The sequence below is a fragment of the Methylobacterium sp. BE186 genome, from assembly GCF_031457035.1.
GTDB lineage: Bacteria > Pseudomonadota > Alphaproteobacteria > Rhizobiales > Beijerinckiaceae > Methylobacterium > Methylobacterium segetis.
Genome location: NZ_JAVDVV010000005.1, coordinates 127362 through 149953, shown reverse-complemented (window position 1 = coordinate 149953; position 22592 = coordinate 127362). Strand labels below are relative to the sequence as shown.

At 68.9% G+C, this 22592-nt stretch carries 21 protein-coding genes and 1 tRNA gene; 12 read left to right on the top strand and 10 right to left on the bottom strand.

Features of this window, described 5'->3' with window-relative positions; genetic code table 11:
* Positions 1-5: 5 nt before the first annotated feature.
* From ntrB to J2X36_RS07805, 4 genes are all read right to left on the bottom strand, one after another.
* Positions 6-890, bottom strand: coding sequence for a nitrate ABC transporter permease (gene ntrB, locus J2X36_RS07820; protein WP_310347895.1), 885 nt, complete (start codon positions 888-890; stop codon positions 6-8).
* On the bottom strand, positions 890-2164 hold the full coding sequence (locus J2X36_RS07815; RefSeq protein WP_310347891.1) for a CmpA/NrtA family ABC transporter substrate-binding protein: 1275 nt from the start codon (positions 2162-2164) through the stop codon (positions 890-892). Before J2X36_RS07815 ends, ntrB begins: the two co-directional genes overlap by 1 nt.
* A 579-nt stretch (positions 2165-2743) precedes the next feature.
* The gene (locus tag J2X36_RS07810; protein ID WP_310347888.1) at positions 2744-3286 is read right to left on the bottom strand and encodes a cyclase dehydrase; all 543 of its coding nucleotides are present in this window, start codon (positions 3284-3286) and stop codon (positions 2744-2746) included.
* Between the two features lie 10 nt (positions 3287-3296).
* Positions 3297-4469, bottom strand: coding sequence for a zinc-dependent alcohol dehydrogenase (locus J2X36_RS07805; RefSeq protein WP_132252891.1), 1173 nt, complete (start codon positions 4467-4469; stop codon positions 3297-3299).
* A gap of 199 nt (positions 4470-4668) precedes the next feature.
* Between J2X36_RS07805 and J2X36_RS07800 the strand changes: the two genes are divergently transcribed.
* Positions 4669-5943 (top strand): MFS transporter, encoded by a 1275-nt coding sequence (locus J2X36_RS07800; RefSeq protein ID WP_310347885.1) that lies wholly within the window; start codon positions 4669-4671, stop codon positions 5941-5943.
* A gap of 66 nt (positions 5944-6009) precedes the next feature.
* Here J2X36_RS07800 and J2X36_RS07795 read toward each other — a convergent pair whose 3' ends face one another.
* Positions 6010-7266: a hypothetical protein gene (locus J2X36_RS07795; protein WP_310347884.1), complete on the bottom strand. Its 1257-nt coding sequence runs from the start codon at positions 7264-7266 to the stop codon at positions 6010-6012.
* A gap of 225 nt (positions 7267-7491) precedes the next feature.
* On the opposite strand from J2X36_RS07795, the gene flgB reads away from it, so the two are divergent.
* From flgB to recA, 8 genes are all read left to right on the top strand, one after another.
* Entirely contained in the window at positions 7492-7896 is a 405-nt protein-coding gene (gene flgB, locus J2X36_RS07790) for a flagellar basal body rod protein FlgB (protein ID WP_132252883.1), read from the top strand.
* A gap of 31 nt (positions 7897-7927) precedes the next feature.
* On the top strand, positions 7928-8335 hold the full coding sequence (gene flgC / locus J2X36_RS07785) for a flagellar basal body rod protein FlgC (RefSeq protein WP_132252879.1): 408 nt from the start codon (positions 7928-7930) through the stop codon (positions 8333-8335).
* Between the two features lie 10 nt (positions 8336-8345).
* On the top strand, positions 8346-8657 hold the full coding sequence (fliE, locus tag J2X36_RS07780) for a flagellar hook-basal body complex protein FliE (protein ID WP_132252876.1): 312 nt from the start codon (positions 8346-8348) through the stop codon (positions 8655-8657).
* 30 nt (positions 8658-8687) lie between these two features.
* A complete protein-coding gene (fliQ, locus tag J2X36_RS07775) occupies positions 8688-8954 on the top strand; it encodes a flagellar biosynthesis protein FliQ (RefSeq protein ID WP_132252873.1) in 267 nt (88 codons plus the stop codon).
* 32 nt (positions 8955-8986) lie between these two features.
* Entirely contained in the window at positions 8987-9751 is a 765-nt protein-coding gene (gene fliR, locus J2X36_RS07770) for a flagellar biosynthetic protein FliR (protein WP_310347874.1), read from the top strand.
* Positions 9752-9780: 29 nt separating this feature from the next.
* Positions 9781-10848 carry a flagellar biosynthesis protein FlhB gene (gene flhB / locus J2X36_RS07765; protein ID WP_310347871.1) on the top strand — a complete coding sequence of 356 codons (1068 nt, stop codon included), beginning with the start codon at positions 9781-9783 and terminating at the stop codon, positions 10846-10848.
* A gap of 171 nt (positions 10849-11019) precedes the next feature.
* The gene (cckA, locus tag J2X36_RS07760) at positions 11020-13704 is read left to right on the top strand and encodes a cell cycle histidine kinase CckA (RefSeq protein WP_310347868.1); all 2685 of its coding nucleotides are present in this window, start codon (positions 11020-11022) and stop codon (positions 13702-13704) included.
* A 166-nt stretch (positions 13705-13870) separates the two neighbouring features.
* A complete protein-coding gene (recA, locus tag J2X36_RS07755; protein ID WP_310347865.1) occupies positions 13871-14962 on the top strand; it encodes a recombinase RecA in 1092 nt (363 codons plus the stop codon).
* Positions 14963-15034: 72 nt separating this feature from the next.
* On the opposite strand, the gene J2X36_RS07750 is transcribed toward recA, so the two are convergent.
* Positions 15035-15451, bottom strand: a complete 417-nt coding sequence (locus J2X36_RS07750; protein WP_310347862.1) for an MAPEG family protein — start codon at positions 15449-15451, stop codon at positions 15035-15037.
* 191 nt (positions 15452-15642) lie between these two features.
* On the opposite strand from J2X36_RS07750, the gene alaS reads away from it, so the two are divergent.
* The gene (gene alaS / locus J2X36_RS07745) at positions 15643-18324 is read left to right on the top strand and encodes an alanine--tRNA ligase (RefSeq protein WP_310347860.1); all 2682 of its coding nucleotides are present in this window, start codon (positions 15643-15645) and stop codon (positions 18322-18324) included.
* A gap of 61 nt (positions 18325-18385) precedes the next feature.
* Here the strand turns inward: alaS and J2X36_RS07740 are convergent, their stop codons facing one another.
* The 4 genes from J2X36_RS07740 to J2X36_RS07725 all read right to left on the bottom strand — a co-directional run bounded on the left by J2X36_RS07740 (position 18386) and on the right by J2X36_RS07725 (position 20352).
* On the bottom strand, positions 18386-18805 hold the full coding sequence (locus J2X36_RS07740; protein WP_165937760.1) for a DUF2147 domain-containing protein: 420 nt from the start codon (positions 18803-18805) through the stop codon (positions 18386-18388).
* A 173-nt stretch (positions 18806-18978) separates the two neighbouring features.
* A complete protein-coding gene (locus tag J2X36_RS07735; protein WP_310347857.1) occupies positions 18979-19584 on the bottom strand; it encodes a hypothetical protein in 606 nt (201 codons plus the stop codon).
* A 117-nt stretch (positions 19585-19701) separates the two neighbouring features.
* Positions 19702-19777: transfer RNA gene (locus J2X36_RS07730), tRNA-Ala, on the bottom strand.
* A 188-nt stretch (positions 19778-19965) separates the two neighbouring features.
* Entirely contained in the window at positions 19966-20352 is a 387-nt protein-coding gene (locus tag J2X36_RS07725) for a TIGR02300 family protein (protein WP_132250291.1), read from the bottom strand.
* Positions 20353-20571: 219 nt separating this feature from the next.
* Between J2X36_RS07725 and aroA the strand changes: the two genes are divergently transcribed.
* Together aroA and cmk are read left to right on the top strand one after the other, a co-directional pair.
* Positions 20572-21933 (top strand): 3-phosphoshikimate 1-carboxyvinyltransferase, encoded by a 1362-nt coding sequence (gene aroA, locus J2X36_RS07720; protein WP_310347854.1) that lies wholly within the window; start codon positions 20572-20574, stop codon positions 21931-21933.
* Positions 21934-21941: 8 nt separating this feature from the next.
* Positions 21942-22568, top strand: a complete 627-nt coding sequence (gene cmk, locus J2X36_RS07715) for a (d)CMP kinase (RefSeq protein ID WP_310348349.1) — start codon at positions 21942-21944, stop codon at positions 22566-22568.
* Positions 22569-22592: the final 24 nt, after the last annotated feature.

Below are 22592 nucleotides of genomic sequence, written 5' to 3'. Positions count from 1 at the left end.
CCTCCTCAGGCCGCGCTGGTGCCGCGGGTGACGAGCCGTCCGAGCCCTGCCACGACGCGGTCGAGGATGAAGCCGATGACGCCGACATAGACGAGCGCCACGATGATCTCGCTGATGTGCGAGGAGTTCCAGGCGTCCCAGATGAAGAACCCGATCCCGACGCCACCGATCAGCATCTCGGCCGCCACGATCGCGAGCCAGGACAGGCCGACACCGATCCTCAGGCCCGTGAAGATGTAGGGCGCGGCCGAGGGGAGCATGATCTTCACGAAGAACTCGACCGGGTTGAGCCGCACCACCGCCGCGACGTTGCGGTAATCCTGCGGAATGTTCCGGATGCCGACTGCCGTGTTGATGATGATCGGCCAGATCGAGGTGATGAAGATCACGAAGATCGCGGATGGCTGCCCGTCGCGGAAGGCGGCGAGGGAGAGCGGCAGCCAAGCGAGGGGCGGGATCGTGCGCAGGACCTGGAAGATCGGGTCCAGGCCCCGCATCGCCCATTCGGACTGGCCGACGAGGGTGCCGAGCAGGATCCCGGCGATGGTGGCCAGCGCGAAACCCAGGGCCACGCGCTGCAGGCTCGCGATGATGTGCCAGAACAGGCCCTTGTCCGTGCCGCCGTTGTCGAAGAACGGATCCGAGATGATCGGCCACGCCTCCGAGAAGACGCGGGAGGGCGCGGGCAGGCCGGCGCCGGGACGCGAGCACGCCACCTCCCAGAACAGCAGGAAGGCCGTGAGCACCACCAGCGGCGGCAGGATCTGCGCGGCGAGCCGCGAGAGCCCCTTGCCCGAGATCCTGGGCAGGCTGCGGGCTTTGATTCCGGCCGCATCGCGGCCGGACGTGCCGAGGCTGACCTTGCCGGCGAGGGTTGCGGGAGAGGCCATCACGCGACCCTCTTGATGCCGAGGCTGGCGAGGTAAGCGGCTGGATCGGCAGGGTCGAAGACCTTGCCGTCGAACATCGTCTCCTTGCCGCGGGAGGTTGAGGTCGGGATCGAGGCGAGCCCGAGCGCCTTGGCCGCGTCGCGCCAGAGATCCTCGCGGTTCACCTTGCCGATCAGCGCCTTGGTGTCGGTCGTCGGGTCGAATTTGCCCCAACGGATGTCTTCGGTGAGGAACCAGAGATCATGGCTCTGATAGGGATAGGACGCGTTGTCCGCCCAATACTTCATGATGTGCGGGCTGTTCTCGACCTTCCGGCCATCGCCATAGTCGAAATTGCCCTTCATGCGGTCGACGACGTCGTTGACCGCGACGTTGATCCACTGGCGCTTGGCGACGATGCCGGCGAGCTCGTCCCGGTTCTCGGGCTTGTCGCACCATTGTTGCGCCTCCATCACCGCCATCAGCAGCGCCTTGGACGCGTTCGGGTACTTGTCGACGAAGGAGGCCCGCATCGCGAAGGCCTTTTCCGGATGGTCCTTCCACAGCTCGCCCGTGGTCAGGGCGGTGTAGCCGATGCCCTGGCTGATCAACTGGGCGTTCCACGGCTCGCAGACGCAGAAGCAATCCATCGTGCCGACCTTCATGTTCGCCACCATCTGGGGCGGCGGCACGACGATGGTCTCGATGTCCTTGTCGGGGTCGATGCCGCCCGCGGCGAGCCAGTATCGGATCCAGAGGTCGTGGGTGCCGCCGGGAAAGGTCATGGCGGCCTTCACCGACTTGCCGGCGGCCTTCTTCCTCTCAAGAGCCGCCTTGAAGGGCTTGGCGTCGAGGGCGACCTTGTCACCCATATGCTCCTTGGAGACCGAGATGCACTGCCCGGCGAGATTGAGCCGGGCCAAGATGTACATCGGCACCGGCACGTTGTTCTGCGTCACCCGCCCCGCGCTGATCAGGTAGGGCATCGGGGTCAGGATGTGGGCGCCGTCGATGCCGTTGCCCTCGGAGCCGAGGACGAGATTGTCGCGCGTGGTACCCCAGGACGCCTGTTTGACGACCTCGACATCCGGCATGCCGTACTTGGCAAAGAGGCCCTTCTCCTTCGCTATGAACAGGGGAGCCGCGTCGGTGAGCGCGATGAAGCCGAGCTTGGCGGCCTTCACCTCCGGCCCCGCACCTTGCGCGAAAGCACCTCCCGGCAACGCGAGCCGCGCGGCGGCCGTGACGGAGAGGGCCGCAGCGGCGCCTTTGAGGAGGCTGCGCCGGGTTTTCATCTCACCCTTGTGCATCGATACCTAGTCCTGCTCTCGAGTCCCGACCGGCGCCTGGCTTGCGGCCGCGCGAACGCACCGCCCCGTCCGCATGCGAGCGCGGCTGCGGAGCGTCGTTCAGCGGCGGTGCTGGCGGAGGCTGCCCGTCGCCATTGGCGGGCAGGAACGGAGCAGCAGGAACCGTGCCAATCGGATCGGGCACCGGGATCGCCTACGAAGCACCTCGAACGGAGCCACGGCATGGCCGATTGAGCGTGCAACATGCTGCTGCGCACAAAAGTTGGGCAGAGGACCAACGGCACGTCCGGGCTGGAGCCTCCCTCGATCCGAGAGAGACTCCCGGGTCATGAGGCTCCCCACCCTCTCCAAGCGGAAAGGTCGCGCCCGCAGGACGCCAATCGAGCGAGAGTCGTCGGAGGGCCGAACGAAACATCCGGCCCTCCGACCTTTCCTGGAGATCGCGAGGCTGCTCTCCCCAGATGGAAGAGTGCCGCGCGATCGTCATGCGACCCTTCGGATCAGCACAGAGGGCGAGCAGCGGCAGCAGAGCGGTGAGGACACCGATCCTGAGCTTCCCTCGCGTCAGGCCGCGAAGGGCCTGAGCGCGTCCGGCTGGCGGAAGGCTCGCGGAACGTCGAGGTCGCGCGCAGCGCCGTGCGAGGCCCGGATCGCCTTCGGAAAGCCGCTTCGGCCGCGATAGTCGGCGAGCGGGCGCAGGGGCTCCCGCGTCTCCTGGCGGAGGGTCTCGGCGCAGATCACGTCGAGAGCGGTCACGCCCGCCACCGCCGCCATCGCGAGCAGCAGGTTGTCGCGATGGCGATTGCGGCCGTGCAGCCCCGTCGCCAGGGTCGCGAGATCGAGGGCATCGCCCGCGACCCGGCCCCAGATCCACGGGGCCGGATCCTCGGACGTGAGGATTCCCACGCCCGTCCCGATCTCTCGCACGCCATAGGCGCGCACGAGGTCCTCTCGCCCATCGAGGCCGAGATTGCGGGTCAGGCTGCGGGCGGCCGCGACCTCGAACAGGCCGAGACCGATCGAGAACCAGCCGAGACCGCGGGCCAAGCGGTCGGTCGCTTGGTCCGGATGCCCGCGGCGACGGGATTTGGCTCCTTCGTAGCGCATGGATCTCTCCTCAGGGACGGATCATGACCTTGATGCAGCCGTCCTTCTTGTCCCGGAAGGTGCGGTACATTTCAGGGCCGTCCTCGAGCCCGACGCGGTGGGTGATGACGAAGGACGGGTCGATCTTGCCCTCGTCGATCAGGCGCACGAGGTCGTCAGTCCAGCGGTTCACATGTGTCTGCCCGGTGCGCAGGGTCAGGCCCTTGTTCATCAGCGCGCCGAAGGGAACCTTGTCGATGAGGCCGCCGTAGACGCCGGGCACCGAGAGCGTGCCCGCCGGGCGGCAGACATAGATCATCTCCCGCAGGACGTGCGGCCGGTCGCTTTCCAGCATCATCGCCTGCTTGGCGCGGTCGTACATCGAGTCGATCGTCGCGCTTGCGTGCGCCTCCATGCCGACGGAATCGATGCACTTTTCCGGCCCCTTGCCACCGGTCAGTTCGTTGAGGCGGGAGATCACGCTCTCCTCGGCGAAATTGATGGTGATCGCGCCGCCGGCGCGCGCCATGTCGAGACGCTCCGGAACGCGGTCGATGCAGACGACCTGCTTGGCGCCGAGCAGGATCGCCGAGCGGATCGCCATCTGACCGACCGGGCCGGCCCCCCAGATCGCTACCGTGTCGGTCGGCTCGATGTCACATTGCACGGCGGCCTGCCAGCCGGTCGGCAGGATGTCCGACAGGAACAGCACCTGCTCATCCGTGAGCGAATCCGGCACCTTGATGTGGGTCTTGTCGGCGAAGGGCACGCGCAGGTACTCGGCTTGCCCGCCGGCGTAGCCGCCCGTGAGGTGCGTATAGCCGAACAACCCCGCGGTGGTGTGGCCGAAGGCCTTCGAGGCGATGTGCTTGTTGCGGTTCGAGCGCTCGCAGACCGAGTAGAAGCCGCGTTTGCACTGGTCGCACTCGCCGCAGATGATCGTGAAAGGGATCACGATCCGCTCGCCCTTCTTGAGCGCGCCGTTGATGCCCTTGCCCACCTCGACGACCTCGCCCATCGTCTCGTGGCCCATGATGTCGCCGCTCTTCATGCCGGGCATGAAGTGATCATAGAGGTGCAGGTCCGAGCCGCAGATGGCGCAGGCCGTTACCTTGATGATCGCATCCCTCTCGTGCTCGATTTCGGGATCGGGAACGGTATCGCATCGAATGTCTTGCGTTCCGTGCCAGACGAGTGCGCGCATGTCCGCTTCCTCCGCTCGCCCGGTCCGGGCGGTTCTGCTCAACGAACCCGTGGGAAGCGCTCAGGTTTCAAGGAAAATACTCGGGTTGATCTAGATTAAGACACGTCGTCGGCGTGCGCGACGGCGCTCTCGGCCACGCTCTGGGCAAAGCCTGTGCTCCGGTCTAACGAGGCGCGCTCCCACAGCGTCAGCCGCGACCATGACCGACCTTCCACAACCCGGCGCCCGCCGCATCCTTGTCGCGAGCTTCGTCGGCACCGCGATCGAGTTCTACGATTTCTACGTCTACGCCACGGCCGCAGCCCTGGTGATCGGTCCGAGCTTCTTCCCGGCTGGGGAGCCCGGCGTGCAGCTTCTCAGCGCATTCGCCACCTTCGCCATCGCCTTTGTCGCCCGCCCGATCGGGGCGGCGCTGTTCGGCCATTTCGGTGATCGGATCGGCCGCAAGGCGACCCTCGTCGCATCGCTGCTGATCATGGGCATCTCCACCGTGCTGATCGGCTGTCTGCCGACCTACGCGCAGGCAGGCTGGTTCGCTCCGGCCGCGCTCTGCCTGCTTCGGTTCGGCCAGGGGCTCGGCTTTGGGGGCGAGTGGGGCGGAGCCGCGCTACTCGCCGTCGAGAACGCGCCGCCGGGACGCCGAGCGTGGTACGGCATTTTCCCGCAACTCGGGGCGCCGGTCGGGTTCGTCTCGGCGAACCTCGCCTTCTTGACGCTCAGCCTCAGCCTCGACGCCGAGAGTTTCCAGGCCTGGGGCTGGCGCATCCCGTTCCTGGCCTCGGCCGCCCTCGTCGGCGTCGGGCTCTACGTGCGGCTGAAGCTCACCGAGACGCCGCTCTTCCGGCAGGCCCTGGCCCAGGCGGAGCCCGAGCGCGTGCCGCTCGCCACGATCCTGACACGGCACCGCCGGGCCACGATCCTCGGCACGCTCGCGATGGTGGCCTGTTACGCCGTCTTTTATCTCTCGACCGTGTTCGCGCTCGGCTTCGGCACGACGTCCCTCGGCTTCTCGCGTCCCGTCTTCCTGATGTTCGAGTGCGTGGCGGTCTGCTTCATGGGACTCGGCATCCCGCTCTCGGGCGCAGCCGCGGACCGGTTCGGGCGCAGGCCCGTCCTGATCACGGGGCTCTTCGCGACGATGGGGCTCGGGCTCCTGCTCGGGCCGATGCTCGGCAGCGGAGAGGGAACCCTGGTCCTCGGGTTCCTCTGCCTCGGTCTCCTGGCGATGGGTTGGCTGTTCGGACCGATGGGAGCCCTCCTGCCCGAGCTCTTCCCGACCCGTGTTCGCTACACGGGCGCCTCGGTCACCTACAATCTCGCCGGGATCATCGGCGCCTCCGGCGCGCCCTACCTCGCCCAGCGGCTCGTCGAGTGGGGCGGCATCGGCCTCGTCGGCGCCTATCTGGCCGCCGCTGCCGCGATCAGCCTCCTGGCGGTGGCGCTCATGCCGGAGACGGCGGATACCGGCGTCTGAAGCCCCCTCCTGTCCTCACCCATGAGCGTTTGAGGGCTGCACTCCGATCCAGCGGATGCGTCGATCTCAATTTTTCTTGTCGAGAGGCCGCCCGAGCAGGCGGGCGAACTCGGCCTCGATCTCCTCGACGGAGAACGGGTTGTTCGCGGCGGCCGGCTTCTGTGCAGGAGCCGGAGTCGCGGCCTGTGTCGGCTTCGTAGCCGGCGGTGCCTCCGGCACCGGCTGCGGCGCCGGTGGAGGGGCTGACGGCGGAGGGGCAGCCGGCGGGGGCTCGGGCAGGAACGGCTTCGGATCAGCCGGCCCAACCGCCGCAGGCTCGGAAGACTTGGATTGCGGCGTTTGCGCAGGCTCGCCGACAGGAGCCTCCTGGGAGGCTGCCATCGCGGCCGCCATCGGGTCGATCGCGGATGCGGACGGCGGCGCCGGCGGCCGGGGCTTCGGGGCGGCCTCGGCCGGGGATGCCGGGCGCGGCTGCACGGGTGCGGCGGGCGGCGGGGTCACGCCGGAGGAGGGGCGCGAGAGCGCGATCTCAAGCTGGCGTGCCATATCCGACAGGATGTTGGCGTCGATGGTGCGCGGCTCGGACGGCGCCGAGACCGGCGGCGGCACGGCCGGAGTGGCGGGAGTGGGCGGGGTGGCCGGTTCTGGACCACGGCTCGGCGGCTCGCTCGACGTGGCGGTGAATTCGGGCTCGGTGCGCGCGCGCTCGGACGCGACGTCTGGGCGCGGATTGATCAGGGGCGGCGTGGTGCGGCTCAGGGACCGCTTCGGCGCAGCGTCCGGTCTACGGGGTGGCGCCTCCGGCGGGAGCGGAAGCGTCGCCGGGTCGCCCTGCGGCCCTTCCGGCGCCGGTACGAAGCCCGCCTCGTCGACGGGAACCGAAACGGGCGGCGCCCGATCCGGGCCGGGCACGATCACCGGCATCTCGAAGGCGGGCTCGAACAGCGGCTCGCCGCGTTGCGCCTCGATCTCGGAAGGCGCCTCCGCGATCGGCTCCGGCCGGAACGCGGTCTCGCCGCGCAGGCCGCGCTGGATATGTCGCTCGATCACGACGTCGTTGGGGCCGCCGACGAGCAGGAGGTGCTCCACATTGTCCCGACGCAGCAGGATGAGCTGGCGCTGGCGGTCGAGTTCGTACACGTCGACGATGCCGAGCCGCGGCTGCCGGCCGCGCCCGCCGGCCTTCGCCGAGGCCGAGAGGCCACTACCGCCGAGGAAGCGCCTCCCGAGCAGGACGATACCCGTCAGCACCACGAGGATGACGACGAAGATGATGGCAAACTGGAGGACGAACGAGCCATCCGAGCCGAAGAACGCTGACAAAGCGAAACTCTCTCGTTGCCGGGGCGGAGCGCCCCATCCGACATCCGTCTCCAATATCACGGCGGGTGCGGTACCGGGCAATCAACCTTAAGATTTCGTTAACAGCTTTGCCATGGCCCGGCAGTGCAGCCTCGGATCGTTGCTTAACTCGACGTTAACCATGAGCCCGGCAGATTTTGCCGACCGTGCGGAGCCTGTCCGGCGGAGTTCCTGCAAGGGCGTGCCGTGGCCGTCACCGATCTTCCGATCCTCGGCATGCTGCGGACCAAGATGCAGTGGCATCAGGCGCGCCAGAAGCTGATCGCCGAGAACGTCGCCAACGCCGACATGCCGGGCTTCCGCCCGCGCGATCTCGCGGGCCTCGACTTCGATCGGACGACCGGCGAGGCGAGGAGCGGCGGCGTCGGCCTCGCACGGACCTCCGAGGCGCACATCGTGCCGGCAGGCGCCGAGGGGGCGGGTACCGATCCGCGCCGGGTCAAGGGTTTCGAGATCCGCCCGAGCGGGAACGGCGTGAACCTCGAGGAGGAGATGATGAAGGCCGGCGACAACCAGTCGGATTATCAGCTCGCCGCCTCGCTCTACCAGAAAAGCCTCGACGCCCTGAAGATCGCGGTCGGCAAGCGATGATCCGCGGGCTGATCGCTGAGGAGGCTGCGCCATGGATTTCCTGAAATCGCTCACCATCGCGGCCTCTGGGCTGAAGGCGCAGTCCGGACGCATGCGGATCATCGCCGAGAACATCGCCAATGCCGATTCGGCGCCCACGAGCCCCAGCGCCGAGCCCTATCGGCGCAAGATCCCCACCTTCAGCCAGCATTTCGACCGGGAGACGGGCGCGACGCTCGTCGAGGCGGGCCGGGTCCGGCGGGACACGACCCCGTTCCGCGCGAAGTACGACCCCGGCAATCCGGCCGCGGACGCCAAGGGCGAGGTGCGGATGCCCAACGTGAGCGCGCTCATCGAGAACATGGATATGCGCGAGGCGCAGCGCTCCTACGAGGCGAACCTCAACATGGTCACGGCGACCCGCCGGATGATCTCCCGCACCCTCGAGATCCTGAAGTAGGGAGGCCGCCATGGCGACGAGCAGCTTCGCGGCGGGTGCTTACGCCGCCGTCCAGAATGTCGGGGGCATCAAGGCTCCCCAATCCGTTCAGGCGCCGCAGGGCGCCGGCAATTTCTCCTCGCTCCTGTCCTCCGCCCTCGACACGGTCGGCGAGGCGGGCCGACGGGCCGACGGGCAGGCGCTTTCCGTCGCGGCGGGCAAGGCCAATGTCGTCGACGTCGTCACCGCCGTCGCCGAGAGCGAGACCGCCCTCCAGACCCTCGTCGCCGTGCGCGATCGCATGATCTCGGCCTACGAAGAGATCATGCGGATGCAGATCTGACGCCGTGCTGCCGCACCTCCGAGAGCATCCATGACCGGCCTTGCCATCCTCGACGTCGCCCGCGACGGCATCTTCGTGTTCCTGAAGGTCGCCGGCCCGCTGATGATCGTCGCCCTCATCGTCGGCCTCGCGGTCTCCCTCGTTCAGGCGCTGACGCAGATCCAGGAACAGACGCTGATCTACGTCCCGAAGATCGTCGCGGTCTTCGCGGCCCTCCTCCTGATGCTGCCCTTCATGGGCGACGCGCTGGCGGGCTACATGACGCGCATCGCCGCGCGCATCGCGGCGGGTGGCTGAGACGGTGCCGTCGCGCCCTGCTATGAAGCGGCATGAACCTGCTCCTGCCGGGCATCGCGGCGGCCTACCTCCTGACCTTCGCGCGCGTCGGCACGCTGATCATGCTGATGCCGGGACTCGGCGAGCAGCTCGTCTCGGCGCGCTTGCGTCTCGCCTTCGCGCTTCTCGTCTCGCTGGTCCTGTTTCCGACGGTGCGCCCACTCCTGCCGCTGCAGAACGGGTCGCTCGCGGGTCCCGGCCTGATCGCGCTCCTGTTCGGCGAGACGCTGATCGGGCTGGTGCTCGGCCTCGCCGTCCGCATGGTGATCGCCGCCCTCCAAACCGCAGGGCTGATCGTCTCGCAGCAGCTCGGGCTCTCCTACGCCATGACCGTCGACCCGACGATGGGCGGGCAGCAGGCGGCGCTCGGCAACTTCCTGACGCTGCTCGGCGTCACCCTGATCCTCGCGGCGGACCTGCACCATCTCGCCCTCGACGCGATCGGGCGCAGCTACGCGGTGCTGCCGCCGAGCGGGGCGCCCGGGATGGGCGAGGCCGCGATGCTGGCGCTGAAGGCGATCGGGCGCGGCTTCTCGCTCGCGGTGCAGATCTCTGCGCCCTTCATCGCCTTCGGGATCCTGTTCAACCTCGGGCTCGGGGTGCTGTCGCGCCTGATGCCGCAATTGCAGGTCTTCTTCGTCGCGGTACCGGCCTCGATCCTGATCGGCATGGCGATCCTGCTCGGCAGCCTCGGCGTGATGATGGGCGTCTTCCTGGACGATCTCGGCCGCTACCTCGCGGAGTTCACCGGTCGCTGAGCCGCCTCGCGCGAATGGAGGCCTGAACCGTGGCCGAGGGCACCGAGGACGAGGATCGTACGGAGGAGCCGACACAACGGCGCCTCGACCAGGCGATCGAGCGCGGCGACGTCGCCAACAGCGTCGAGATCAACACCTTCTTCATCCTGGGCACCTTCACCCTGGTCCTGCTCCTGGCGGGCGGACCACTCGCCAAGGCGGCGCTCGGCGAGATGCGCGGCTTCCTGATGAACGCGCACGCCGTGCCCTCCGACCCACACGCTTATTCGGGGATCGCGGGCCGCGGCTTGCTGATCTGGGCCAAGGCGCTCGCAATTCCGGCTGGCGCCATCGTCGTGGCGATCCTGGCAGCCGGCCTCCTGCAGCATCCGCTCGTCTTCACCACCGAGACAATCATGCCGAAACTCGACCGCCTCTCGCCGATGGCGGGATTGAAGCGGATGTTCGGCACCGAAGCCCTGTTCCAGTTCGGCAAGGGCCTCGCCAAGATGACGGTGGTCGGCGTCGTCGCGGGTACGATCCTGTGGAGCGATCGCGACCGGCTCGAGGTCTTCGCCCGCCTCGACCCAGGCTCCTGCCTGCCGGCCATCCTCTCGCTCGCCCTGAAGCTTCTGGGCGGGGTCCTGGCCGTGTTCCTCGTGATCACACTCGGCGACGCGCTGTATCAGCGCCACCGCTGGCGCCAGCGCCTGCGCATGTCGAAGGAGGAGCTGAAACAGGAGATGAAGGAGAGCGAGGGCAGCCCGGAGGTGAAGGGCCGCATGAGGCAGCTCCGCGCCGCACGGGTGAAGAAGCGCATGATGGCCGCGATCCCGACCGCGACCGTCGTCGTGACGAACCCAACCCACTACGCCGTGGCGCTTCGCTACGAGGCTGGCATGCAGGCGCCGGTCTGTGTCGCCAAGGGCGTGGATTCGCTGGCCCTGCGCATCCGCGCCGTCGCGGCGGAACACGACGTTCCCGTCCTCGAGAACCCGCCGCTCGCGCGCGCGCTGCATGCCACCGTGGACATCGATGACGAGATCCCGGCCGAGCACTACAAGGCCGTGGCCGAGGTGATCGGCTTCGTTCTGAGGTTGCGCCGCCGCGCCGCCTGACCGCGATGGATGCCGATCCGCTATGGACGTGATTCGTGCCGGCCGATCCCGAAAAGCCACTGTTTGTCCACCTTTATTCGGGAAAGTCCGCCGCAGCTTCCGGAGACAAATCCCTTGCTGCCCGGGGAGGCTCGGGCGTAACCGGTTCGCGTACGGGTGGATTGAGGCCTGATGGCTGAGCTGATGGGATCACCGGCGCCCGTGTCGGGCTCGATCGACCGGTCCGAGCGTCCGGGCCGCGTCGGGCTCCTCCTCGTCCTGGCGGGCCTGCTCGTCGGCGCCGCGATCGGCCTCTCGTTCGTCGCCAACGAGCAGGCGCAGTCCCTGATCGTGTGGCTGCTGGCGCTGCTGGCCATGGCCGGCGTGTTCTTCCTGTTCGCCCTCGCCATCGGCGCGATCCAGCTGAGCGGGCAGGGCGCGCGCGACGACATCACCAAGGCGATCGTGGACGCGGCACCGGAGGCGACCGTGGTGGTCGAGGAGGGCGGACGCCTGATCTACGCCAACGAGGCGTATCTGCGGATCGCCGGCGGCGACAATTTCTCGAACCTGCGCTCGGTGGAGCGGATCTTCGTGGGTTCGCCGGAGGTCTCGGAGGCCGTCTATCGTCTCGCGCAAGCGGCGCGCGAGGGCCGCAGCCACACGGAGGAGATCCGGATGGCGCCGCCGCCGAGCGGCACGGCGGAGCGGGAATTCGCGTGGTTCCGCATCTCGGTCCGGGCGTTGAGCCGTCCGCGTCGGCAATCCTCCCTGTGGACCGTCGGCGACATCACGCATGAGCGCGAGCGGCAGGAGAACGTCTTCCAGGAACTTCAGCACGCGATCGACTACCTCGACCACGCGCCGGCGGGCTTCCTCTCGATCGATCCGGCCGGCTCGATCGTCTACATGAACGCGACGCTTGCCTCCTGGCTCGGCTACGACCTCGCCACCGTCGGTCCCGGCGGTCCCCACCTGTCGGAGATCGCGCCCGGCGCCGACGTCCTGACGAGTGCCGCGGGCATGCCCGGCGAGGTTCGTACCGACCGGTTCGATCTCGATCTGCGTCGGCGCAACGGTCACTCGCTCCCCGCGCGCCTCTATCACCGGGTCGCCTTCGGCAAGGACGGCAAGCCCGGCTCCTCGCGCACCTTCGTCATCAACCGCTCGGCCGGCGCCGAGTTCGACGAGCCGCAGCGGGCGGCCGAGGTGCGGCTCGCCCGCTTCCTCAACAATTCGCCGATCGCCATCGCGACCCTCGACCGGACGGGCAGGATCGCACGCGCGAACGCCTCCTTCGCCAGGCTCTTCGGGGCCATGCCCCGGCAGGCGATCGAGGTCGGGGCGGCCGAGGCGGGTCCCGAGCCGAGCATGGGCGAGACCGTGACGGAGCGCGACCGCGCGGCGCTCGAGGCCGCTCTGGCCAAGGCGGCGAGCGGCCTCAGCGACGTGCAGCCGATCGAGGTCGCGCTGCAGGGCGCGGGCAATCGGTCGGCGCGCGTCTGGCTCAGCCCGGCGGGCGGCGAGGGCGCCGCCGCCGACCAGAGCCTCGACGAAGCCGATCGCGAGCGGGTGATCCTCTACGCCCTCGACACCACCGCTCAGCGTCAGCTCGAACAGCAGGTCGCGCAGACCCAGAAGATGGACACGGTCGGCCAGCTCGCCGGCGGCATCGCGCACGACTTCAACAACGTCCTCCAGGCGATCATCGGCTACTCGGACCTGCTCCTGGCGAGCCACAAGCCGACCGATCCCGCCTTCCAGGACATCATGCAGATCAAGCAGAACGCGAACCGGGCGGCCGGCCTCGTGCGCCAGCTCCTCGCGTTCTCCCGCCGCCAGACCCTGCGGCCCGAGGTAATGAATGTCGGCGAATCGCTCTCCGAGCTGACGCTCCTCCTCAAGCGCCTCCTGGGCGAGCGCGTCGACCTCGAATTGAAGCACGGCCGCGACATCTGGCCGGTCAAGGCCGACGTGAACCAGTTCGAGCAAGTGATCGTGAATCTCGCGGTCAACGCCCGCGATGCCATGCCCAATGGCGGCCGCCTGCTCGTGCGAACGGCGAACGTGCCGGGTCAGGCCGAAGCGGATGCGCGCGGCGGCGCGCCGGCCGGAGACCACGTTCTGATCGAGGTTCTCGACACGGGCGAAGGCATTCCGCCCGAGCTGATGGAGAAGATCTTCGAGCCGTTCTTCACCACGAAGGATATCGGCAAGGGCACGGGCCTCGGTCTCTCCACGGTGTTCGGCATCGTCAAGCAGAGCGGCGGCACGATCGACGTCCAGTCGACCGTGGGGGAGGGCACCGCCTTCCGGATCTACCTGCCGCGCCACGAGCCCGCCGAGGAGGCGGCCCCGGAGCCGATCGCCATCGCGAGCCCCTCCGCCAAGCTCGTTCCGCCGGGTCAGGCAGCCACGTCCGACGCGGTCGGAACGGCCCCGGCCGAGCCGGCCGAGGCCGCGCCGGCGGTGCCGAAGGAGGTGCGAAAGCCGTCCGCCGACCACACGGGCCAGGGAACCATCCTCCTCGTCGAGGACGAGGACCCCGTCCGGGCCGTCAACAGCCGGGCGCTATCGGCCCGCGGCTACACGGTGCTGGAGGCCGCCTCGGGTGCCGAGGCGATGCGGATCGTGGAGGAGGGCGCGAGTGAGATCGATCTCGTCGTGTCCGACGTCGTCATGCCGGAGATGGACGGGCCGACCCTGCTGCGAGAGATCCGGAAGCACAAGCCCGGCCTGAAGGTCATCTTCGTCTCCGGCTACGCCGAGGACGCCTTCCGCAAAAATCTGCCGGAGGGCGAGGCTTTCAACTTCCTGGCCAAGCCTTTCAGCCTGAAGCAACTCGTCGAGACCGTGAAGAAGACGATGTCGGCGTGAAGGCCGGCACGGCTCTCAGATCGGGACGCCGACCTCCGTCACCACCGTGAGAAATGCGGGTGAACGGAAGTGCTCTCCCTTGCGGAATGAGAACAAAACAGGTACACAAATCGGCAACCGGGCGCATTGAGAACCGCGCCCTTTCCACGCATAAGGATGCCGACGCATGGCCCAGGCCGCACTGAAAGTGGTGGACACTCCGAGCATGGATAAGGACAAGGCCAAGGCGATCGACGCCGCGCTGTCCCAGATCGAGCGCGCCTTCGGCAAGGGCTCGATCATGCGCCTCGGCAAGACCGACAAGGTGCAGGAGGTCGAGACCATCTCGACCGGCTCGCTCGGCCTCGACATCGCGCTCGGCGTCGGCGGCCTGCCGCGCGGGCGCGTGATCGAGATCTACGGCCCTGAATCGTCGGGCAAGACCACGCTCGCGCTCCACACCATCGCCGAGGCCCAGAAGAAGGGCGGTGTCTGCGCCTTCGTCGACGCGGAGCACGCCCTCGATCCCGTCTACGCACGCAAGCTCGGCGTGAACCTCGACGACCTCCTGATCTCGCAGCCCGATACCGGCGAGCAGGCGCTCGAGATCACCGACACCCTCGTCCGCTCGGGCGCTATCGACGTGCTCGTCGTCGATTCCGTGGCCGCGCTGACGCCCCGGGCCGAGATCGAGGGTGAGATGGGCGAGTCGCAGCCCGGCCTGCAGGCCCGCCTGATGAGCCAAGCCCTGCGCAAGCTGACGGGCTCGATCTCGCGCTCGAACTGCATGGTCATCTTCATCAACCAGATCCGGATGAAGATCGGCGTGATGTACGGAAGCCCCGAGACCACCACGGGCGGCAACGCGCTGAAGTTCTACGCCTCGGTGCGGCTCGACATCCGACGCATCTCGACGCTGAAGGACCGCGACGAGGCGATCGGCAACCAAGTCCGCGTGAAGGTCGTCAAGAACAAGGTCGCGCCGCCCTTCAAGCAGGTCGAGTTCGACATCATGTTCGGCGAGGGCGTTTCGAAGGTCGGCGAACTCATCGACCTCGGCGTGAAGGCCGGCATCGTCGAGAAGTCGGGCGCGTGGTTCTCTCACGCGAGCCAGCGGCTCGGCCAGGGCCGCGAGAACGCCAAGGGCTTCCTGCGCGACAATCCGGACATCGCGGCCAAGATCGAGACGTCGATCCGCCAGAATTCCGGCCTGGTCGCGGAGCGGATCCTCGAGAACGCGACACCCACCGCCGACGATCTCGAAGAGGGCGAGGCCTGATCTCAGCAGGCTACGCCGGACGGATCCCGAGGCCCGCCGCGAGAGATCGCGGCGGGCCTCATCACGTTCGCGTCAACCGCCGAAGGGCAAAATCTTGAGGAACAGGCCCCAGAGCACCAGCAGGATGCCGAGCATCGACACGCCCCAGGCGAGCGTGCGCATGACGGGAATGCCGAACGCGAAGATGGGCAGGTAGGCGGCCCGGCCGATCACGTAGAGGTAGGCCCCGGCGATTACGGCCGTGTTGTGCCGCCCGATGACGGCGCAGGCGAGGACGAGGGCGGCGAAGAGCGGGAAGGTCTCGAAGAAGTTCTTGGACGCTTTCTCGAGACGCGCGGCCGCGCCGGTCACTTCCGGCGCCTTGCCTTCCCGGTTGCTCGCCGCCCAGGCGAGGCCGCCGCGCTGCCTCAGCCCGCTCGCGGAGGCCGCCACGATGTGGACGAGGCCGAGCAGGCAGGCGACGGCGAGAAGGCGGACTTCGATCGGCATGGGCGGGACCCTCGGCGGGAAATGTGTGGAACCTCGGCCGTTCCTAGCCCGAGGCAGCCCCGGCACGAAACCGCCCGCGAGAAACCACCCGTGACTTGCGCCGCGCCTCTCCTTATGAGGACGAAGAACGATAGCCAGGCTTCGCCGTGAGGCGCGTGGCGCAGGATCCGATCAGGACAGAGTCTATTTCGATGAGCGGCGTCAACGAGATCCGGTCGACCTTCCTCGACACCTTCGCGAAGGCGGGCCACGCCGTGCTGCCCTCCTCCTCGCTCGTGCCGAAGAACGACCCGACGCTGATGTTCACGAACGCCGGCATGGTGCAGTTCAAGAACGTCTTCACGGGCGTCGAGAAGCGGCCCTACACCAAGGCGACCACGGCGCAGAAATGTGTCCGCGCGGGTGGCAAGCACAACGACCTGGACAATGTCGGCTACACGGCGCGGCACCTGACCTTCTTCGAGATGCTGGGGAATTTCTCCTTCGGCGACTACTTCAAAGCCGAGGCGATCGAACTCGCCTGGACTCTGATCACCAAGGAGTTCGGTCTCTCGCCCGAGACTCTGCTCGTCACCGTCTACGCGGACGACGACGAGGCGGCCGGTCTGTGGCGGAAGATCGCCGGCTTCTCGGACGACAAGATCATCCGCATCGGCACCTCCGACAATTTCTGGCAGATGGGCGATACCGGCCCCTGCGGTCCCTGCTCGGAGATCTTCATCGACCGCGGGCCGGGCTTCGCGGGCGGCCCGCCCGGCTCCCTCGACGAGGACGGCGACCGGTTCCTGGAATTCTGGAACCTCGTCTTCATGCAGTACGATCAGGTGACGCCGGGCGAGCGCCAGCCGCTGCCGCGGCCCTCGATCGACACCGGCATGGGCCTGGAGCGCATGGCGTCGATCCTCCAAGGCGTTCCGACGATCTACGAGACGGACCTGTTCCGCGCCCTGATCGATGCAGTGGCCCATGCCGTCAGCCGCGCGCCGACGCCTGAGACCGCGGCCTCCTACAAGGTCGTGTCGGACCACCTGCGCTCGACCTCCTTCCTGATCGCGGACGGGGTGCTGCCCTCGAACGAGGGCCGCGGCTACGTGCTGCGGCGGATCATGCGCCGGGCGATGCGCCACCTCGAGCTCCTCGGCGCCCGTGAGCCCGTCATGTATCGCCTCGTGCCGACGCTGGTCCGCGAGATGGGCCCGACCTACACCGAGCTGATGCGGGCCGAGAGCCTGATCTCCGAGACGCTGCGGCTTGAGGAGACGCGGTTCCGGCGCACGCTGGAGCGGGGCCTCGCCATCCTCGACGCGGAGAGCCGCGATCTGACGGAAGGCCAGAACCTCTCGGGCGAGACGGCCTTCACCCTCTACGACACCTACGGCTTCCCCCTCGACCTGACGCAGGACGCCCTCAAGAACCGCGGCATCGGCGTCGACACGGCGACCTTCAACGCGGCGATGGAGCGTCAGCGGCAGGCGGCACGCGCCGCCTGGTCGGGCTCGGGTGAGGCCGCGACCGAAACGGTCTGGTTCGCGATCCGGGAGCGGGTCGGCGCGACCGAGTTCCTCGGCTACGAGACCGAGACCGCCGAGGGCATCGTGACCGCCCTTCTGCGCGAGGGCGCCGAGATCGAGACGCTGAAGGCCGGCGAGAGCGGTCTCGTCCTCCTGAACCAGACGCCGTTCTACGCGGAATCGGGCGGCCAAGTCGGCGATACCGGCCTCATCGTCGCGGCCGGCCTGAAGGCGCGCGTCACCGGCACCGAGAAGAAGCTCGGCGACCTCTTCGTCCACCACGTAACCGTCGAGGAGGGCAGCCTCGCTCTGGGTCAGGCCGTCGAGTTGCAGGTGGAGCACGCCCGGCGCAGCGCGATCCGTGCCAACCACTCGGCGACCCATCTGCTGCACGAGGCGCTGCGCCAAGTGCTCGGCGACCACGTCGCCCAGAAGGGGTCGCTCGTCTCGCCCGAGCGTCTGCGCTTCGACTTCAGCCATCCGAAGCCGATGGAGGAGGCCGAGCTCCGCGCCGTCGAGGATATCGCGAACGCCGTTCTCCTGCAGAACGCGCCCGTCGTCACGAAGCTGATGGCGGTCGACGAGGCGATCGAGTCGGGGGCCCGCGCCCTGTTCGGCGAGAAGTACGGCGACGAGGTGCGGGTGGTCTCGATGGGCCGGCCTGTGGACGATGCCGGCATCGAGACCGAGGGCGGACGCCTGCCGAACTTCTCGATCGAGCTCTGCGGCGGCACGCACGCCGCCCGCACCGGCGACATCGGCCAGATCACGGTGGTGGGCGAGAGCGCGGTCGGCGCCGGCGTCCGTCGCATCGAGGCGATGACGGGCAATGCCGCGCGTCGTCACCGGGCCGAGGAGAGCCGCGCCTTGAGTGCGCTGGCCGGCCTCCTGAAGGCGCCGGTCTCTGACGCGGCCGATCGGCTCTCCGCACTGATGGAGGACCGCCGCCGCCTGGAGCGGGAGCTCTCCGAGACCCGCAAGAAGCTCGCCATGGGCGGCGGCACCCAGGGCGATGATGCGGCCCGCGAGGTCAACGGCGTCAAGCTGATGGCTCGCGTGGTCGAGGGGGTCGAGATGCGCGATCTCAAGAGCCTCGCCGACGAGGGCAAGAGCCGCCTCGGCTCTGGCATCGTCGCGATCGTCGGCGTCGCCGCAGACGGCAAGGCCGGCCTCGTCGTCGGCATCACCGAGGATCTGACGGAACGCTACGACGCGGTCGGGTTGGTGCGGGCCGGTGCCGGTCACCTCGGCGGAAAGGGCGGCGGCGGACGCCGGGACATGGCCCAGGCTGGCGGCCCCAACGGGGCGGGCGCGGAGGCGGCGCTCGCCGCCATCGCGGACGCTCTCGCCGCGGCGGCCTGACGGTTCCCGGCCCCGGCTTCCGCAGCCGGGGCCGACGATTGCTTGTGTGGGTGATGGCGCCTCAGTTCACCCGCTTCCAAGTCTGGCGCTTGCAGAACACGCTCATCACGCAGCCTGCGACCTCGAGGGTGCTCGGGCCGGTCACCTTCAGGCTCCCGGAATAGGTCTTCCCGTCCTTCGGATTGTAGAGCGTGCCTTCGTAGCCGTCCGCGGTCGGCGTCGTCGCGTTGACGATCTGAACGCCCACGACGCTGCGGCTGCGCAGCGCGGGGTTCGGGTTGTTCTCGTCGATGCCCTTGCCCGACGTGCTGACGATCGTGCCGCACATGCCGCCGCCGCAGCGGCTGAGCCGCACCTTCGAATCCCCCGTCTCCGTCAGCCAGACGCCGGTGGCATCGGGGGCGGCCTGAGCGGCCGGTGCGAGAGCAAGGAAACCGAGCAGGAGGGTGGGGATGAGGCGCGGCGCGCGAGGCATCGTCATGGTGGTTCCTCCCGTTGGTATCCTTATGGACCTTCGTCGAGCTTTAGCGTTCCCGGTCTGGCTTCGGCAAGAGTGCCCCGGCAAGATCGGCGCCCGGTGGCGCAATCGCGTTGCGGAGGGCTCGGCGACGGTTTTCGGACTTCCGGTATGCACGTGCAGGTGAGGCCGATGCCTCAGCGGCGTCCGAGGACGGCACCCCGGTAGGTCTCGGCGACCTCGCAGAACGGGACGCCGTCGCCGGTCGAGAGCACGGCCTCCACGGCGAAGAGCGCTTCGTCCGGCCCGGGCACCCGCCCGAAGGCAGCCTGCCAGATCATGCGGACCCCCAGATTACGCCGACTCGGGCTCAGCGGCCGCACCACGCGTCCGAACGGCGTGTCGCTGTCGGCAAGCGCGGCGTTCATCGCGGCCGTGAGGCGGCCTGGTACGTACCAATTGTCGGCCTCGGAGAGCACGTGCTCGCCGCAGGTGAGCCTGACGCGGCGGTAGCGCACGGGCTCGCCGGGCGCGAGGTCGAGGCGCCGGGCCTGCGCCGCGCTCAACGGCTTCTCCGGCCCGCTTTCCCGGCGCGCGACGAGCCGCGGCTCCGCCGCGAGTCCGCGCTCCGCGCACCAAGCCTCCAGGACGGAGGTGGCGCTCGGCCCCGTGAGCAGCCGGGCTTTCAGCGTCTCGATCAGGATCGCCGCCTCAGCCGCGTCGGGAGTGGGTCGGACGACCTCGTCCGACGATGCGCCGGGCGCCTCGGCATGGACGGGAACGGCCGGAACAAGCATCGCCATCGCAGCTCGGATATAGGCAGCCCGTCTCACGCGCGTACCTTCGCAGGTGATGATGCACCGCGATAGAAGCTGTCGGCGAAAAGATCCAGGTTCAGGAATTCGTCGAGAAGGAGGGGATGGTGGAGCCTAACGGGATCGAACCGATGACCTCTTCCATGCCATGGAAGCGCTCTCCCAGCTGAGCTAAGGCCCCACTCTATCCACCGCGGCGGCTGGAAGCGCCCGCGGAGTTCGTCTCGCCGCCGGGTCCGTAGAGCCCGCCGGCGAGGCCGGTTCTATAGGCGGCTCCCGGCCCGGACTCAACCCCTTTTTTCACCGAGCGGAGCCGTTTTTCGCCGGCCGCCTCAGGGTGCGGGGAGAGGGGCGCGGGGCTGGCGCGCCTCAGCTTTCCTCGTCGTTCTCGATGTCGCCGTCGATCAGGTCGGAGACGTCGTCATCGCCCGTATCCTCCTCCTCGAGGAACGTATCGTCGTCGCTGTCGCCGGCATCCGCGTCGTCGCTGGAATCGTCGTCCGTCGTGGTGTCGGCTTCGTCCTCGGCCGCTTCGACCTCGTCGAGGGAGACCATCTCCGGGCCGCTCTTCTCTTCCGCGTCGTCATCCTCGTCGGTCGAGCGGGCGGCGAGCGCCGGGGCGGCGACGCGGCTCGTGGCGACGGCCTGATAGACAGTGCCGCATTTCGGGCAGATCGCGGGATCGCGGTCGAGATCGTAGAATTTCGCGCCGCAGCTCATGCATTGGCGCTTGATGCCGAGTTCCGGTCTGGCCACGGGCGAAAACCTCTGACGGTGGGGTCTGGGAGAGGGGCCCCGTTAGTCGCGCGGCGCGCCCGTGTCAAATGGGGCCGTTTCCCGAGGCGCCCGCGGGGCTTCGGCGGATTTTCGCACGCGGGCCGGCGCCGTTCGGAGCCGCGCGCAGAACCTGCCGGATGACGCCGGGCGGCGCGCATGATAACGGCCCGCCACCGCCCTCCAGCGAGGCCGATACCCGTGTCCCACGATTCCGAGCCACAGCCCCTCACCGCCGCTCCGGGCAAGCCCCTGACGGGCTCGCTCCGGCCGCCGGGCGACAAGTCGATCTCGCACCGGGCGATGATCCTCGGCCTTCTCTCGATCGGCGAGACACGCGTCGAGGGCCTGCTCGAGGGCGACGACGTGCTCCGAACCGCCGCTGCCGCACGCGCGCTCGGCGCCGGCATGGAGCGCCTCGGCGAGGGCCGCTGGCTCGTGCGCGGTGTCGGCATCGGCGGCATGAGCGACCCGGCCGAGACGCTCGATTTCGGCAATGCCGGCACAGGCTCGCGACTGATGATGGGCGTCGTCGGCGGGCAGCCCGTGACCGCCACCTTCGACGGCGACGCTTCGCTGCGGAAGCGGCCGATGCGGCGGATCCTCGACCCGCTGGTGCGCATGGGCACCGAGGTGCTGGGCGAGGCGGAGGGCGGCCGCGTGCCCCTGACCCTGCGCGGCCCGCGCGAGGCGATCCCGATCACGTACGAGACGCCCGCAGCCTCGGCGCAGATCAAGTCGGCCGTGCTGCTCGCCGCCCTCAACGCGCCGGGCGTCACCACGGTGATCGAGCGCGAGGCCACGCGCGATCACACGGAGCGGATGCTGCGCCTGTTCGGGGCCGAGGTCGCGGTGACCCCGCACGGGCCGGGCGGGCATGGGCGCGCCGTGGCGCTGACCGGCCAGCCGACACTCCGCGGCACCGACGTCGTGGTGCCGGCCGACCCGTCGTCTGCGGCCTTCCCGCTCGTCGCGGCGCTGATCGTGCCGGGCTCGGACGTGACCATCCGCGGCGTCATGATGAACCCGCTGCGGACCGGCCTCTTCACTACCCTCCTCGAGATGGGCGCGGAGATCGAGCGGCTCGACGAGCGCGAGGAGGGCGGCGAGACGGTTGCCGATCTGCGCGTGCGCGCGAGCCGCCTGAAGGGCGTCGATGTGCCGGCCGAGCGCGCGCCCGCGATGATCGACGAATATCCCATTCTGGCCGTGGCGGCGGCCTTTGCCGATGGCCCGACCCGGATGAACGGGCTCCACGAGCTGAGGGTGAAGGAATCCGACCGCCTCGCCGCGGTGGCCGACGGGCTTGCGCAGAACGGCATTGCCTACGCGATCGAGGGCGACGACCTCATCGTCACCGGCGACGGCCTCCCCCCGAAGGGCGGCGGCAAGGTGACGACGCATCTCGACCACCGCATCGCCATGGCCTTCCTGGTTCTCGGCCTCGCCACCCGCGAAGCCGTAACGGTCGATGACGGTGCCATGATTGCCACGAGCTTCCCGAGCTTCCTGCCGACGATGAGGGGGCTTGGGGCCGAGATCCGCGGAGAGGTCGTGGCGTGAGCGGACCGATGGTGATCGCGATCGACGGGCCGGCCGCGTCGGGCAAGGGTACGCTCGCCAAGCGCCTCGCCGCTCATTACGGGCTGCCCCACCTCGATACCGGCCTTCTTTACCGCGCCGTCGCGCTGGCGATGCTTGATGCAGGGCGCGCCCTCGACGACGAGGCTGCGGCCGCCCACGCCGCCGCCTCGCTGATCGCGGACAGGCTCGCAGATCCGCGGCTTCGCGAGCGCGCCATGGGCGAGGCCGCCTCGCGCATCTCGGCGGTGCCGGCCGTGCGCGCGGCGCTCCTCGCTTGGCAGCAGCGCTTCGCCGGGAACGCGGTCGGGGCCGTACTCGACGGACGCGACATCGGCACGGTGGTCTGTCCCGACGCGCAGGTGAAGCTCTTCATCACGGCCTCGGCCCTTGAGCGCGCCCGCCGCCGCCACCGCGAGCTGGTTCTGCGCGGCGAAGAGACGACGCTTGCCGTGATCCTCGCCGATATCGAGGCGCGCGACGCCCGCGACGCCTCGCGCGCGACGGCGCCCCTGAAGGCCGCCGCCGACGCCGTGGTGCTCGACACGACGGAGCTCGACGCGGACGAGGCATTCGAGGCCGCCAAGCAGGTGATCGATCGGCGCCGGCCGCACTGAGACCGATACGGGCCCGGCCGGCGC